Annotated in this window: 12 protein-coding genes; 9 read left to right on the top strand and 3 right to left on the bottom strand. The window is 72.1% G+C overall.

What is annotated here, in order from left to right; genetic code table 11:
• The first annotated feature begins 262 nt into the window (after positions 1-262).
• The 5 genes from SRB17_RS33255 to SRB17_RS33275 all read left to right on the top strand — a co-directional run bounded on the left by SRB17_RS33255 (position 263) and on the right by SRB17_RS33275 (position 7,035).
• On the top strand, positions 263-1,156 hold the full coding sequence (locus SRB17_RS33255) for an FAD binding domain-containing protein (RefSeq protein ID WP_153543883.1): 894 nt from the start codon (positions 263-265) through the stop codon (positions 1,154-1,156).
• Positions 1,156-1,740: a (2Fe-2S)-binding protein gene (locus SRB17_RS33260; RefSeq protein ID WP_153543885.1), complete on the top strand. Its 585-nt coding sequence runs from the start codon at positions 1,156-1,158 to the stop codon at positions 1,738-1,740. The genes SRB17_RS33255 and SRB17_RS33260 overlap by 1 nt, the downstream gene beginning before the upstream one ends.
• 1 nt (position 1,741) lies before the next feature.
• On the top strand, positions 1,742-4,162 hold the full coding sequence (locus SRB17_RS33265; RefSeq protein WP_153543887.1) for a xanthine dehydrogenase family protein molybdopterin-binding subunit: 2,421 nt from the start codon (positions 1,742-1,744) through the stop codon (positions 4,160-4,162).
• A gap of 209 nt (positions 4,163-4,371) precedes the next feature.
• Complete coding sequence (locus SRB17_RS33270) at positions 4,372-5,838, top strand: NCS2 family permease (protein ID WP_153543889.1); 1,467 nt, start codon at positions 4,372-4,374, stop codon at positions 5,836-5,838.
• A gap of 45 nt (positions 5,839-5,883) precedes the next feature.
• A complete protein-coding gene (locus tag SRB17_RS33275) occupies positions 5,884-7,035 on the top strand; it encodes an XdhC family protein (RefSeq protein WP_153543891.1) in 1,152 nt (383 codons plus the stop codon).
• Positions 7,036-7,047: 12 nt separating this feature from the next.
• On the opposite strand, the gene SRB17_RS33280 is transcribed toward SRB17_RS33275, so the two are convergent.
• Both SRB17_RS33280 and SRB17_RS33285 read right to left on the bottom strand, forming a co-directional pair.
• Complete coding sequence (locus SRB17_RS33280) at positions 7,048-7,488, bottom strand: SRPBCC family protein (protein ID WP_323376601.1); 441 nt, start codon at positions 7,486-7,488, stop codon at positions 7,048-7,050.
• A gap of 16 nt (positions 7,489-7,504) precedes the next feature.
• Entirely contained in the window at positions 7,505-8,272 is a 768-nt protein-coding gene (locus SRB17_RS33285) for a polysaccharide deacetylase family protein (RefSeq protein ID WP_228396426.1), read from the bottom strand.
• Between the two features lie 153 nt (positions 8,273-8,425).
• Between SRB17_RS33285 and SRB17_RS33290 the strand changes: the two genes are divergently transcribed.
• A complete protein-coding gene (locus SRB17_RS33290) occupies positions 8,426-9,067 on the top strand; it encodes a phosphoribosyltransferase (protein WP_153543894.1) in 642 nt (213 codons plus the stop codon).
• A gap of 630 nt (positions 9,068-9,697) precedes the next feature.
• On the opposite strand, the gene SRB17_RS33295 is transcribed toward SRB17_RS33290, so the two are convergent.
• A complete protein-coding gene (locus tag SRB17_RS33295; protein WP_153543896.1) occupies positions 9,698-10,546 on the bottom strand; it encodes a patatin-like phospholipase family protein in 849 nt (282 codons plus the stop codon).
• Between the two features lie 202 nt (positions 10,547-10,748).
• Between SRB17_RS33295 and SRB17_RS48235 the strand changes: the two genes are divergently transcribed.
• The 3 genes from SRB17_RS48235 to SRB17_RS48240 all read left to right on the top strand — a co-directional run bounded on the left by SRB17_RS48235 (position 10,749) and on the right by SRB17_RS48240 (position 14,612).
• Positions 10,749-12,347 carry an effector-associated domain 2-containing protein gene (locus tag SRB17_RS48235; RefSeq protein WP_153543898.1) on the top strand — a complete coding sequence of 533 codons (1,599 nt, stop codon included), beginning with the start codon at positions 10,749-10,751 and terminating at the stop codon, positions 12,345-12,347.
• Positions 12,348-12,443: 96 nt separating this feature from the next.
• Complete coding sequence (locus tag SRB17_RS33305) at positions 12,444-12,623, top strand: hypothetical protein (RefSeq protein WP_153543900.1); 180 nt, start codon at positions 12,444-12,446, stop codon at positions 12,621-12,623.
• Positions 12,624-12,659: 36 nt separating this feature from the next.
• Positions 12,660-14,612, top strand: a complete 1,953-nt coding sequence (locus SRB17_RS48240) for an HEXXH motif domain-containing protein (RefSeq protein WP_153543902.1) — start codon at positions 12,660-12,662, stop codon at positions 14,610-14,612.
• Positions 14,613-14,626: the final 14 nt, after the last annotated feature.

Raw genomic sequence — 14,626 nt, forward strand, 5'->3', positions numbered from 1 at the left:
GGACGCGATCGGCGGCCCTCCTGCTGTTTCCTGCGTTTCTCCAGGAAAGCGGGGAGGTTACCGATGACCTCCGTTCATACGAATCTACAAGATGCTCGGCGTGGCCAGCGAACTCCTTCATGGTTTCGGTGACTGACCCCGCCGGAGCACAGGGCGGTGTACTGAGTCCACTGCGCGTTAACAGCACATGAACGAGCCGCGCCCGCCGCACACGGATTGGCTCAATCTGTACGACCCATTGAGACGAAGAAGAGAGCCGGTCATGGACTTCCTTCGCCCCGCCAGCTGGGAGGAGGCGCTCGCCGCGAAGGCCGAGCACCCCACCGCTGTGCCGATTGCGGGCGGCACCGATGTGATGGTCGAGATCAACTTCGACCACCGCCGGCCCGAGTACCTGCTCGACCTCAACCGCATCGGTGACCTCTACGAGTGGGAGGTCGGCGAGGAGAGCGTGCGGCTGGGCGCCTCCGTCCCGTACACCAGGATCATGGAGCATCTCCGTGCCGAGCTGCCGGGCCTCGCGCTCGCCTCGCACACGGTCGCCTCCCCGCAGATCCGCAACCGCGGCGGCGTCGGCGGCAACCTCGGCACGGCCTCGCCCGCCGGTGACGCGCACCCCGCCCTGCTCGCGGCCGGCGCCGAGGTCGAGGTGGAGTCGGCGGCCCGCGGCACCCGTCTCATCCCGATCGACGACTTCTACACGGGCGTCAAGCGCAACGCGCTCCAGCCCGACGAGCTGATCCGTGCCGTCCACGTCAAGAAGGCCGACGGCCCGCAGCAGTACTCGAAGGTCGGCACCCGCAACGCCATGGTCATCGCCGTGTGCGCCTTCGGCCTGGCCCTGCACCCCGAGACCCGTACCGTCCGGACCGGTATCGGCTCGGCCGCGCCCACGCCCGTGCGGGCCAAGGCCGCCGAGGAGTTCCTGAACGCGGCCCTTCAGGAGGGCGGCTTCTGGGACAACGGAAAGGTCATCACCCCGTCGGTCGCCAAGCAGTTCGCCCAGCTGTGCTCGGCCGCCTGCAACCCGATCGACGACGTCCGGGGCACCGCGAGCTACCGCCGCCACGCGGTCGGCGTGATGGCCCGCCGGACGCTCACCTGGACCTGGGAGTCGTACCGCGGCAACCACCGCACCACCGAGGGAGCTGCGTAATGCGCGTCAACTTCACCGTCAACGGACGTCCGCAGGAGGCCGACGACGTCTGGGAGGGCGAGTCCCTGCTGTACGTCCTGCGCGAGCGCCTCGGCCTGCCGGGTTCCAAGAACGCCTGTGAGCAGGGCGAGTGCGGCTCCTGCACGGTGCGCCTGGACGGCGTGCCGGTCTGCTCCTGCCTGGTCGCGGCCGGCCAGGTCGAGGGCCGCGACGTCGTGACCGTCGAGGGCCTGGCGGACTACGCCAAGCAGCGCGAGGAGCACGGCGGCTGCGCGAGCGGCGACTGCGGCACCTCGCTCGACGCGGCCAAGGGCCGGCAGGCCAGGGGCACCGACTCCCAGACCGGCGAGGGCACCGAACTCTCCCCGATCCAGCAGGCGTTCATCGACGCCGGCGCCGTCCAGTGCGGCTTCTGCACCCCGGGTCTGCTCGTCGCCTCCGACGAACTCCTGGAGCGCAACCCGAACCCGACCGACGCGGACATCCGCGAGGCGCTGTCGGGCAACCTGTGCCGCTGCACGGGCTACGAGAAGATCATGGACGCGGTCCGCCTGGCTGCCGCCCGCCAGTCCGAGGAGGTCTGACATGCCGTCCCCCACTCTCGGCTCCGCTCGAGCGGGAGGTGCCCCCACCGGCACCCCTACGAAGATCACGCAGGGCTCGCAGACCAAGGGCGGCATCGGCGAGTCCACACTGCGCCCGGACGGCACCCTCAAGGTCACCGGCGAGTTCGCCTACTCGTCCGACATGTGGCACGAGGACATGCTGTGGGGCCAGATCCTGCGCTCCACCGTCGCGCACGCCGAGATCGTCTCCATCGACACCTCCGAGGCCCTGGCCACGGCGGGCGTGTACGCCGTGCTGACGTACGACGACCTGCCCACCGAGGTGAAGAACTACGGCCTGGAGATCCAGGACACCCCGGTCCTCGCGCACGGCAAGGTACGCCACCACGGCGAGCCGGTCGCGCTCGTCGCCGCCGACCACCCGGAGACGGCCCGCCGCGCCGCCGCGAAGATCAAGGTCGAGTACCGCGAACTCCCGGTCATCACCGACGAGACGTCGGCCCTCGCGCCGGACGCGGTCCTCGTCCACGAGGGCCGCGACGACCACCACTCCGGGCACGTCCCGCACCCGAACATCGTGCACCGCCAGCCGATCGTCCGCGGCGACGTGGCGGAGGCCCGGAAGCGGGCCGATGTGATCGTCGAGGGCGAGTACACCTTCGGCATGCAGGACCAGGCCTTCCTCGGCCCCGAGTCCGGCCTCGCCGTGCCCGAGGAGGACGGCGGCGTCCACCTCTACGTCGCCACCCAGTGGCTGCACTCCGACCTGCGCCAGATCGCCCCCGTCCTCGGCCTGCCCGAGGACAAGGTGCGCATGACCCTGGCCGGCGTCGGCGGCGCGTTCGGCGGCCGCGAGGACCTGTCGATGCAGATCCACGCCTGCCTGCTCGCCCTGCGCACCGGCAAGCCCGTGAAGATCGTCTACAACCGGTTCGAGTCCTTCTTCGGGCACGTCCACCGGCACCCGGCGAAGCTGTACTACGAGCACGGCGCCACCAAGGACGGCAAGCTCACGCACCTGAAGTGCCGGATCGTCCTGGACGGCGGCGCCTACGCCTCCGCCTCCCCGGCGGTCGTCGGCAACGCCTCGTCCCTGTCGGTCGGCCCGTACGTGGTGGACGACGTCGACATCGAGGCCATCGCCCTGTACACCAACAACCCGCCCTGCGGCGCCATGCGCGGCTTCGGCGCGGTCCAGGCGTGCTTCGCCTACGAGGCGCAGATGGACAAGCTGGCGAAGAAGCTGGGCATGGACCCGGTGGAGTTCCGGCAGCTGAACGCGATGGAGCAGGGCACCCTCATGCCGACGGGCCAGCCCGTCGACTCGCCCGCTCCCGTCGCCGAACTCCTGCGCCGCGTCAAGGCGATGCCGCTGCCGCCCGAGCGCCAGTGGGAGTCCAGCGAGGGCGCCGACGTACGGCAGCTGCCCGGCGGTCTGTCCAACACCACGCACGGCGAGGGCGTCGTACGCGGAATCGGTTACGCGGTCGGCATCAAGAACGTCGGCTTCTCCGAGGGCTTCGACGACTACTCCACCGCCAAGGTGCGCATGGAGGTCATCGGCGGCGAGCCCGTCGCGACCGTGCACACCGCGATGGCGGAGGTCGGCCAGGGCGGTGTCACCGTCCACGCGCAGATCGCCCGCACCGAGCTCGGCGTCACCCAGGTGACCATCCACCCCGCCGACACGCAGGTCGGTTCCGCCGGCTCCACCTCGGCCTCCCGGCAGACGTACGTCACCGGCGGCGCCGTGAAGAACGCCTGCGAGCTGGTCCGCGAGAAGGTCCTGGAGATCGGCCGGCGCAAGTTCGGCTCCTACCACCCGGCCTGGGCGACCGCCGAGCTCCTGCTGGAGGGCGGCAAGGTCGTCACCGACGGCGGCGAGGTCCTCGGCGACCTGGCCGACGTCCTGGAGGACGAGGTCGTGGAGATCGAGGAGGAGTGGCGGCACCGGCCGACCGAGGCCTTCGACCTGCGCACCGGCCAGGGCAACGGCCACGTCCAGTACTCCTTCGCCGCGCACCGCGCCGTCGTCGAGGTCGACACCGAACTCGGCCTGGTCAAGGTCATCGAGCTGGCCTGCGCCCAGGACGTCGGCAAGGCGCTCAACCCGCTCTCCGTCATCGGCCAGATCCAGGGCGGTACGACCCAGGGCCTGGGCGTGGCGGTGATGGAGGAGATCATCGTCGACCCGAAGACCGCCAAGGTCAGGAACCCCTCCTTCACGGACTACCTGATCCCCACGATCCTCGACACGCCGACCATCCCGGTCGACGTGCTCGAACTCGCCGACGACCACGCCCCGTACGGGCTGCGCGGCATCGGCGAGGCCCCGACCCTGTCGTCCACCCCGGCCGTCCTCGCGGCGATCCGGAACGCGACCGGGCTGGAGCTCAACCGCACTCCGGTGCGGCCCGAGCACCTCACGGGGACCGCGTAACACCCCAGCTCTCCGGGCGGCGCAGGGAACGTCACACACTCCGCCGCGCCGCCCGGAGGAACCCCCTTTGAGTTCCGCACCGCTCGCGGTCCTTGAAGTACCAGGAAATACGTTCGTCTCGGGCCGTCCCCCGGGTCGTCCATTCCCCAAATCCCGTGACCGCCAAGGCGGTTGCACGGGTGCCCCTGTGAACCTTGGGAGATGGCACCATGACCCAGCAGTCAGTGGAGCCCACGACCACCGCCGACGACGCGGGCGCGGGTTCGCGTCCGCCGGCCGGCAGGTCGTGGCTCGACCGGTACTTCCACATATCCGAAAGAGGATCCACCCTCGGGACCGAGGTCCGCGGTGGCGTCACCACCTTCATGGCGATGGCGTACATCCTCCTGCTCAACCCCGTGATCCTCAGCGGCGCGGACAAGTCCGGCGACTCCCTGAGTCAGAAGGCCCTCATCACGGCCACCGCGCTCGGCGCGGCGTTCACCACTCTCCTCATGGGCTGGTTCGGCAAGGTGCCGCTCGCCATGGCCGCCGGACTCTCCGTCTCCGGTGTGCTGGCCGGTCTGGTCATGGGCACCAAGGACCTGACGTGGGCCCAGGGCCTGGCGATGTGCGTCGCCTACGGTGTCGTGATCATGTTGTTGGTGGTCACGGGCCTCCGCGAGATGATCATGAACGCGATCCCGCTGCCGCTCAAGCACGGCATCACGATCGGAATCGGCCTGTTCATCGCGTTCATCGGCCTGGTCAAGGCCGGGTTCGTGCACGCCGGTACGGCGACCCCGGTCACCCTGGGCAACGGGGGCGAACTCGTCGGCTGGCCCGTCCTGCTCTTCGCGGTGACCCTGCTGCTCATCTTCGCGCTGCAGTCCCGCAACGTTCCCGGCGCCATCCTCATCGGCATCGTCACCGGCACCGTTCTCGCGGTGGTCGTCAACGCGGCCGGCCTCGTCGACGACAAGTCCTGGGCCAACGGCTCGGGCCCCGCGCTGCACGGCAGTGCCGTGTCGATGCCGGACTTCTCGCTCATCGGCAAGGTGTCCTTCAGCGGCCTCGGCGACGTCGGCTACATGACGGTCACCTTCATCGTCTTCACGCTGGTGCTCGCCGGCTTCTTCGACGCGATGGCCACCATCATCGGCATCGGCACCGAGGCCAACCTCGCCGACGCCCAGGGGCGGATGCCGGGCCTGTCCAAGGCGCTGTTCATCGACGGTGCCGGCGGCGCCATCGGCGGCGTGGTGGGCGGCTCCGGGCAGACCGTGTTCGTCGAGTCCGCGACCGGCGTCGGCGAGGGTGCCCGTACCGGACTGGCCTCGGTCGTCACCGGCGGGTTCTTCGCCCTCTGCCTCTTCTTCACGCCGATCACGGCGATCGTGCCGCGCGAGGTGGCCTCGGCCGCCCTCGTCACCATCGGCGCGATGATGATGATGAACGCCCGTCATGTGGACTGGGGTGACCGCTCCGTCGCGATCCCGGTCTTCCTGACCGTCGTGATCATGCCGTTCACCTACTCGATCACTCCCGGTGTCGCCGCCGGTGTGATCTCCTACGTCGTCATCAAGCTCGCCCAGGGCAAGTGGCGGGAGATCGGCCCCTTCATGTGGGGGCTGACGGTGCTCTTCCTCGTCTACTTCTCCCTGCATCCCCTCCGGGCTGCGCTGGGCGTGCACTAGCCGGGTCAACGCCCCTTCCACGCAACACCGTTAGGAGACCGACAGATGCTGGACATCGCCGACGAGCTGAACCGGTGGGTCGAGCAGGGCCGTGACTTCGCCGTCGCCACCGTGGTGGCCGTCGGCGGCAGCGCCCCGCGCCAGCCCGGCGCCGCCCTCGCGGTGGACGCCGGCGGCACGGCCATCGGCTCGGTCTCCGGCGGCTGCGTGGAGGGCGCCGTGTACGAGCTGTGCCGACAGGCGCTCGAGGACGGGGAAACCGTTCTCGAACGCTTCGGCTACAGCGACGAGGATGCCTTCGCCGTCGGCCTGACCTGTGGCGGCGTCATCGACATCCTCGTCACACCGGTCCGGGCGGACGGTCCCGTCCGGCCGGTGGTCGCCGCCGCGCTGGCCGCCGCCGCCCGAGGGGAGGCGGCGGCGGTCGCGCGGATCGTGGAGGGACCGGCGGAGCTGCGGGGCCGGGCCCTCCTCGTCCGCCCCGACGGCTCCTGCGACGGTGGCTTCGGCGGCCATCCCGAACTGGACCGCACGGTCGCCGCCGAGGCCGGCGCCCTCCTGGACGCCGGGCGCACCGGCACCCTGGAGATCGGCGAACAGGGCTCGCGCTGCGGCGCCCCGCTGACCGTCCTGGTCGAGTCCTCCGTCCCCGCGCCCCGGATGATCGTCTTCGGCGCGATCGACTTCGCCTCCGCGCTGGCCCGCGTCGGCAAGTTCCTCGGCTACCACGTCACGGTGTGCGACGCCCGCCCGGTGTTCGCCACCCGCACCCGCTTCCCCGAGGCCGACGAGATCGTCGTCGAGTGGCCCCACCGGTACCTGGAGCGCACGGAGACCGACGGCCGTACGGTCCTGTGCGTCCTCACCCACGACGCCAAGTTCGACGTCCCCCTGCTGAAGCTGGCCCTGCGGCTGCCGGTCGCCTACGTCGGCGCGATGGGCTCCCGCCGCACGCACCTCGACCGCAACGAGCGGCTGCGCGGGGTCGGCGTCACCGAACTCGAACTGGCCCGTCTGCGCTCCCCGATCGGCCTCGACCTCGGCGCCCGTACGCCGGAGGAGACGGCCCTGTCCATCGGCGCGGAGATCGTCGCGGCCCGGCGCGGCGGCAGCGGCGTCTCGCTCACCGGCGCGCACACCCCCATCCACCGCGACATGTCCTCGGCGCCGGCCGGAAGGCTCGGGTCGGTGGCCTGAGGGCGCGCCGGCTCACGCCCGCCTGAGCAACCGGTTCACCGCTCGTCCGAACACATAACGCGCCGTGCCCTCCAGGACGCCGTCGAGGGCACGCGGCAGGAAGCGCACCCGCAGTTCCTCCTGCCACACCACCCGGCTGCGGCCCCCGGGCCCCGGCAGGACCTCGATCTCCGCCCAGCCCCGCACCGCCCGGCCGCGCTTCTCCAGGCGGCACAGCCCGCCCTCGCCGTCGGCGGGCGGGCGCCAGACCGTGACCTCCATGACGTCGTCGAGGGCCAGCGGACCGAGGCCGGTACGGGCCACGAACCGCGTGCCCACGCCCGTGGGGCCGTCGGTGAGCACCCGGATCCGGGTCAGCGGGACCGCGTCGGCGTGGCGGGGCCAGTGGGTCAGCCTGCGCCACGCCTCATCGAGGGGGAGCGGGGCCGTACGGGCGAAGGTGAAGATCGGCACGGCACGATCGTAGGGGTCAGGGCCGGTAGACCCGGCCCGGTTCCGCCTTGCCGGGTGCCAGCAGCTGAGGCACCGTCACGAAAACGTATCCGCGTGCTTTCAGTGCGTCGATGATGCCGGGTACGGCGGGCACGGTGCCCGGGTAGATGTCGTGCAGCAGGATGATTCCGTCCCGGGACGCCTGGTCGAGGACGCGCTTGGTGATGAGGTCGGAGTCGTTCGTCGTGTAGTCCTTGGCGGTCACGCTCCACAGCACCTCCGCCAGGCCCATCTCCTTGCAGATCTTGTGCACATCGCTGTCCGTACGGCCCTGCGGCGGGCGCATCAGCGTGGGCTTGCGCCCGGTGAGCCGCTCGATCGCGTCGTCCGGCCGCTCGAGTTCCTCGCGTATCTGCGCGTCCGATATCCGGGTCAGGATCTTGTGGTCCCAGGTGTGGCTCGCGACCTCGTGGCCCTCGGCGGCCATCCGCTTGACCAGCTGCGGGTACTTCTCGATGTGGTTCTTGCCGAGCAGGAAGAAGGTCGCCGGGACCTTCTTCTCCTTGAGGATGTCGAGCAGCCGCGCCGAGTTCTCGCTGGGCCCCGCGTCGAAGGTGAGCGCGATGCACTTGGTTTCGCGGCAGTCGACGGTGCCGATCCTCGCCGGGGCACCGTGCGCCGCCCGGGCCCGCACGCTGCTCGGTGCGGTGGTGTCGACCTTGGCGCAGCCGGACAGCGCGAGCGCCAGGGCGAGGGCGGCGGAGGCGAGCGCGGCCGGACGCAACCTCCGGGCGGTCTCGCGCATCTTTCCGGTCGCGTGCTGCCGCGTCGGGATCTTGTCGGTCGAATGAGGCATGCGGTGACTATACACTCAGTGTATAGGGCGTGAGTTCGAATATCTCGGATACGGCCGGCCGGTAGCACCATGGAAGGAGGGGCACCGCGGAGGAGGACGGCCATGCGCTTCCGGAACCGTGCCGAAGCCGGACGGGAACTCGCCGGACTACTGAGCGACCTGCGTGACCAGGGCGCCCTCGTCGATCCCCTCGTGCTCGCCCTGCCACGCGGCGGCATCGCCGTCGCGGAGCCCATCGCCGACGCCCTCGGCGCCCCGCTCGACGTGCTCGTCGTCCGCAAGATCGGCGCCCCGCACCACCAGGAGTTCGCCGTCGGCGCGCTGGTCGGCGACGACCCGCCGCTCTTCAACACCGGGTCCCTGGACCGGCTCGGCCTGACCGAGGAATCCATGGCCCCGGTGGTGGAACGGGAGCGGCAGGAACTGCGCCGCCGCGAACAGCGCTACCGCGGCGACCGTCCGGCCCCGGACCCGGCGGGCCGCACGGTGATCGTGGTCGACGACGGACTGGCCACCGGCGCCACCGCCCGCGCGGCCCTGCGCCACGTCCGGCGCCGTCGCCCCGCCCACCTCGTCCTCGCCGTCCCCGTCGGCGCCCCGGACTCCCTGGACCACCTCGCCGGCGAGGCCGACACGATCCTGTGTCCGTACCGTCCGGCCGGGTTCACTGCGGTGGGGCAGTGGTACGAGGACTTCGAGCAACTCTCGGACACGGAGGTGCTCGCCGCCCTGCAGACGCACTGACGGGTGAGCGCCGCGGGGGTGTCTCGCCGGGGTCGGCTGCGGCGTCGTCCCGATGCGGCGCGCCCAGGCGGAGCCGCACACCGGAGCCCCCCGGGGCGGCCGACCAGCCGGGCCGGTCAGCGCGCGCGCCCAGCGCCCGACCCGGCTCCCCTCGGTGTACGACGAACCGCTGTGAGAGGCGCGGGCGACGGGAGCAGGTGCCGGTGCCGCCGGGGTCGGTGGACGGGTCGCCGCCGTCGGTGTGTGCCTGCGTCGCAGGGAGCGTCGCGGGCGACGGGAGCAGGTACTGGTGGTGCTGGGGCGGCGGACGGTTGCTGACGTAGGTCTGTGACTGCGCGGCCGGACGTGCCGCGGGCGACCGAACCAGTTGCCGGCGCCGCCGGGCTGGTGGACGGGGCGCTGTCGCAGGTGTCTTCCTGCGTCATAGGGAGCGCCGCGCGCGGCGGGAGCAGGTGCCGGTGCCGCTGGGTGGGCGGACGGTTGCTGGCCGTGGGTCTGTGACTGGGTCGCGGGACGTGTCACAGGCGATCGGACCAGGCGCCGACGCCGCTGGGTTCGCGGACGGTCGGTGCCGCTGGGGTGTGTCTGCCGCAGGATGCGCCGGTGTACCGAACTCCGGGAGCCGGACTGTCAGTTCGTGAAACCTCGCCACGGCAGCGTCAGCGTCCTGCCCTGGGTGCGGCCCGCCTCGGCAGCAGGGCCGCGGGTGGCGGGGTCCAGGGGGTTGGAGCCGATCGCCGCCACCGACGCCTCGTCGGGAGCCAGGACGACCACCTCGGCGCCCCCGTCGCGCAGTTCCTCCACCGACCGCTCCAGCGGGTGTTCGCTGGGGAACGGCTCGGCGGCGCCGAGCGGCACGACCACCAGCACCCGGCCCGCACCTGCGGCGAGGTCGGCGTTGGCGATGGAGCGCACCCCGCCGTCGACGTACCGGCGCGCGCCGATCGTCACCGGCGGCCACACGCCCGGCACGGCACAGCTCGCCGCGACGGCGTCCACCAGCGGGACGCCCGACGCCCGCTCGAAGACGACCGGCTCCCCGCTCTCCGCGTCGACCGCGACGACCTTCAACGCGCGCTCCGGCCAGCCGTGCGACGGCAGCCGTGACTCGATCACCGCGCGCCTGGCCTCCTCGGACACGGTCCGCGACCCGAGCGCCACCTCCCCGACCTTGCGCCGCAACTCCGGTACGGAGGCGCCCGAGCCCGTCGCGGCGCCGATCTCCGCCGCGAACGTCTCCAGATCCATCTCGGCCATGATCTCGGCGGCCTGCAACGCCGGGTCCACCTGCCGGGCGTACAGCTCCTGAAGACTCAGCCCGCTGCCCACCTGCGCGGCCACGGTGGACCCGGCGGAGGTCCCCACCAGCAGACCGGCCCCGCTGACGTCCTGCCCGGCCTCCGCGAGCCCCACGAGCAGCCCGGTCATCCAGGCGATACCGCCCACCCCACCGCCGCCCAGCACCAGTGCCTCGGTCATCTCAACTCCTCGATGGTCGGTGATCCTTCCGTAATGACGCCGCTCGCCGCGCGGTCATTCCCGTCAGCCCGCAGGTTCCGCCGGTCCCGGCGGTCCCGGCGGACCCTGGCCGGTCCGCGAGGGGCATGGAACACTGGCCTGTGCGTACGCCGCCGTGCCGTGCGGCACCCGTGCGCGTACCCGGCGGCCCAAGGAGGCGTATGTGTCCCCGGTCCCCGAACCCTCGGAACTCGCCGACCGGTTGGGCCACGAAACCGCTCAAGCCCTGCTCGACTGGGCCGAGTTGAACGATCAGACCGTGCACCTGTTCCAGCCGTCCTGGCTGCCGCCGGGCAAGGGGCACACCGGAGCCGTGCTGGCGGCGCTGGCGGTGGCCCCGCCGCCCAGGGTCGCCATCCTGAAGGTGCTGCCCGAGGGACCGCACCGGACGGAACCCGCCCGGCACGCAAGGGTGTTGCGGACCTCACCCCGCACGTTCGCGGCCGACCATCTCGTCGAGCAGGCCTTCGAGCCCTTCCCCCTCAAGAGCGGGGGAGCCCTGATGTTCCAGTCCGTCGCCGGCGACGGACTGCGCGACGCGCTGCCCCTCGGCGCCCTGGAGGGCGAGACGTTCACCCGCACGTGCGCGCACGTGGTGCGGGGACTGCTCACCGAGTGGAACACGGCCGATGTGACACCGCGTCGGATGCGGGCCTCCGCCTTCGTGCGCGGGGAGGTCGATCCCGAGGGAGGCGGACTGCGCTCGCTGGAGGCGTCCCGGCGTCGCGCCGGGCCGGCCGGGTCCACCGAGCCCTGGTTCGACGCCGGAGGCCGACGGCTGCCCAATCCCTATCTCCTGGTCTTCGGCGGGCACTCGGACCTGCCGGACCCCGAGGTGCCGGTCCTCACCGGACTCACCCACGGGGATCTGCACGTCGACAACGTCATCGTCCCGGTGCGGCGCGGCACCGTCCTGGAGCAGGCGTACCGGCTGATCGACCTCGGCGGCTTCCGCGCCGACGGGGCGCTGACGTGCGACGTCGTGATGCTGCTGCTGTCGGCGCTCGCGCCGTTCGTCGCGGGGGCGTTGCCGGCCCGGCAGGAGCAGGCGCTGCTCGACCACGTCGTCGCACCGCGGCACGAGCTTGCCGACCGGCTTCCCGCCGAGGTGGTGCGGCGCGTCGACTGCGTGCGGGACACCGCCGCCGACCTGATGGCGGGGTGGCGGGAGCCGTGGACGGACCAGTTCCTGCTGTCCGTCGTCGCCGGCGCCCTCACCTGCACCACCTTCTCGGGACTCGGCGCCCGCGCCCGGAACTGGTACCTGCTGCTGGCCGCTCATGCCTACGGGGCCGTCCTGGAGCCCCGCCCGGCCGCCCCGCCCGTGCTCGCCCTCCCCGTCCCGCGGGCGCACGAGCCCTCGCCGCCCGCACCGATGGGACCGCCGATTCCCGCCACATCCGACCACCCGCCCGGCCCGCCGACGCGGTACGGCGGGGCGGATGAGCAGACGGACCCGCGGGAGGCGCTGGTGGAGGCCCTCGAAGCGCTGCAGGTGATGACCGACAAGGAGTCCCGTGAGGCCGTCCTGCGCCGTCTGCCCAGGACGCTGAGGGTGAGCATCCCGAGATCCAGCACTCTGCGGGTGGAGGTCCTGGGGCTCGTCGACACCTGCGCCGAGTTTCCCGACGGCCTGCGCCAACTGCGGGACGCGATACGGAAGGTGGACCCCGGAAGCCGACAACGCGACGTGGTTTTCGGCCTTTTGGAGGCAATGCCGGAGTTCGGCCCCCTGACGGACGGCGGACCGGGCGAGCGCTGATTTCCCGCCTCGGGGTTTCCGGATATGGGTCGCGGGGACATCATGAAATGACAGGGGAAAGGGCCGAACGCCGGGGGACGGGGAGGGCCGCACAGGATGGACCAGGCTGGGGCGATCATCGAGTCGGAGCTGCCCGATCTGTCACAGCTCGCGTTGGAGGACGTACCGGCGTACCGGAACGGCCGCGAGTGGCAGACGGCGGAGCGACGGCTTCTGACGGAGTTCGGCAACCCCTCCGTCTTCGCAGGCGATCCCAAGAGCAGTTTCACGGTCTGATGTCGAGGCCCCGACGGCGACCACGGAGGCTCATCGGTGGGTGGATCCTCTCTGTCCCCGGGGTGGTCGGCACCAGGACTCCCGCGACACGGGCTTCCTCCCAGGCACTTCGACCTCCTGGCCGGCGGCGGGGGCGGCCGCGCGGTCATCGCCCATCTGTGGGACTCCGAGCGCAGCCACCGGCTGGTTCTGCTGGGCATGCTGACGGGCACGGCGAGCGGGCGCGCCGACGCGACGGGGCCGCTGTCCGGAATCGAGGAGGCCTGGGAACTTCTCATCGCCGCCGAACGGCAGAGCGCCGCGATCGCCGACGACATGCTCCTGCTGCCCGAGACCGGACGCTGGCTGCGCCACTGCCTGCAGCGATTACAAAACCCGGGCCACGGCCGTGAGCCGGGCGACCCTCCGCTCTGGGCGGACGTGGGCCATCTGCATCTGCTCGCCGCCGTGGCCGCGGTGCGCACCGGGCTCCCGTTCCGGCTGAGGGTGCCCGCCCGGACCGGACGGGTCTGGTTCCCCACCCTCGGATGTGCCGTGCTCCCCGGTCCGTCCCCGGCCTGGCAGGCGGTCGAGGCCACGTTCACGTCCCACACGCTCACCGTGGCGCAGAGCGGCCCGGTGGCCGGCGACCGGGCCGCCGTACGGATCGAGCGGCCCTTCTCACAGCCGTCCGAGCACTGGCAGATCCCCCATGTGCTCGCCCTGGACCTGCCCGACGGCCCCCGGCAGGTCGTGCTGCACGAGCTGGGTCCCTACCGGATGCGGGGCACGTCCTGGGACAGCCCGGACCCGGCCGTCGGCCCCTCCGCGGCGCAGGCGGTGCTCCGCTGGAGCGACCTCCTGCAGCGGGCCTGGCCGCTGCTCGCCCGGGTCGATCCCAGCGGCGCCGAGGACGTCACCGCCTGCCTGCGCTCCATCGAGCCGCTGCCCGCAGCACTGCCGTTCCGCTGGCACAGCGCCACCATGGAGGACGGCATGGGCGGCATGGCGGCGTCCGAACCGGACGGGACCGAACCCGCCGCCGCGGCCCAGTTCGCCGCCGTGCTCACCCACGAGGCGCAGCACAGCAAGCTCAGCGCCCTGCTGCACATGTACTCGCTGCACACGCCCGACGTCACACGGCGCTTCCACGTTCCGTGGCGAGACGACCCCCGCCCCTTGAGGGGCGTTCTGCACGGGGTCTACGCCTTCACGGGCGTGGCGCGGTTCTGGCGTGGCCACCTCCTCAACGGATGCCCGGCGCAGGAGGAACCGCTGGCGGCGTTCGAGTTCGCGTTGCGCCGCCGCCAACTCCTGCGGGTACTGCCCGTGGTGGAACCGGAGCCCGAACTGACCGCGCTGGGCCGCAGGCTGGTCGGCCGGCTGCTGGAGACCGTGCGGGAGTGGCAGGAGGAACCGGTGCTGCCGGAGCCGCTCGCGTGGGCGGAGCTGGCCGTCGACGACCAGGCGCTGAGCTGGCGGGCCCACCATCTGGTGCCCGATCCCGACCTGGTGGCCGACCTGGTGCAGGAGTGGGGCGACGGCCGGGCCGGTGCCGCGGCACCCGAGCACGCCTGGCACTGTCCGGCCCCGCGCCTGGTGCCGGACCCGGCGGCGCGTCACCTGGACGCCCGCGCCGTACTCATGCGGATGCGGCTGACGCCGGCCACGGCCGCCCGGGTACGGGCCACGGGCGCCCTCGGTGACCTCGTGCTGGGGGCCCGGCCGGCGGACGTCCATCTGCTCGACGGCCGTCTGCCGGCCGCGGAGCGCCTGTACGCCGCCGAGATCAGGTCCCACAGCGACGCCGGCCCGGCTCCGGGCACCGCGTGGGCCGGGCTGGCGTGGACACTGCGGGGGCGGCGGGACCGCATGCGGGCGGCCCGCGCCCTCGTCGCCTGTCCGGAACTGGTCCGGCACGTCTACGCGTCCATCAAGCTCAAGAGCGTGTCCGCGCCGGATCCCGTCGACGTGGCCGAGTGGCTCGGCCACACGGTGGCCCTGCCCTGAGCACACACCGCGGT

Source organism: Streptomyces sp. RB17, from assembly GCF_009604455.1.
Classification (GTDB): Bacteria; Actinomycetota; Actinomycetes; order Streptomycetales; family Streptomycetaceae; genus Streptomyces.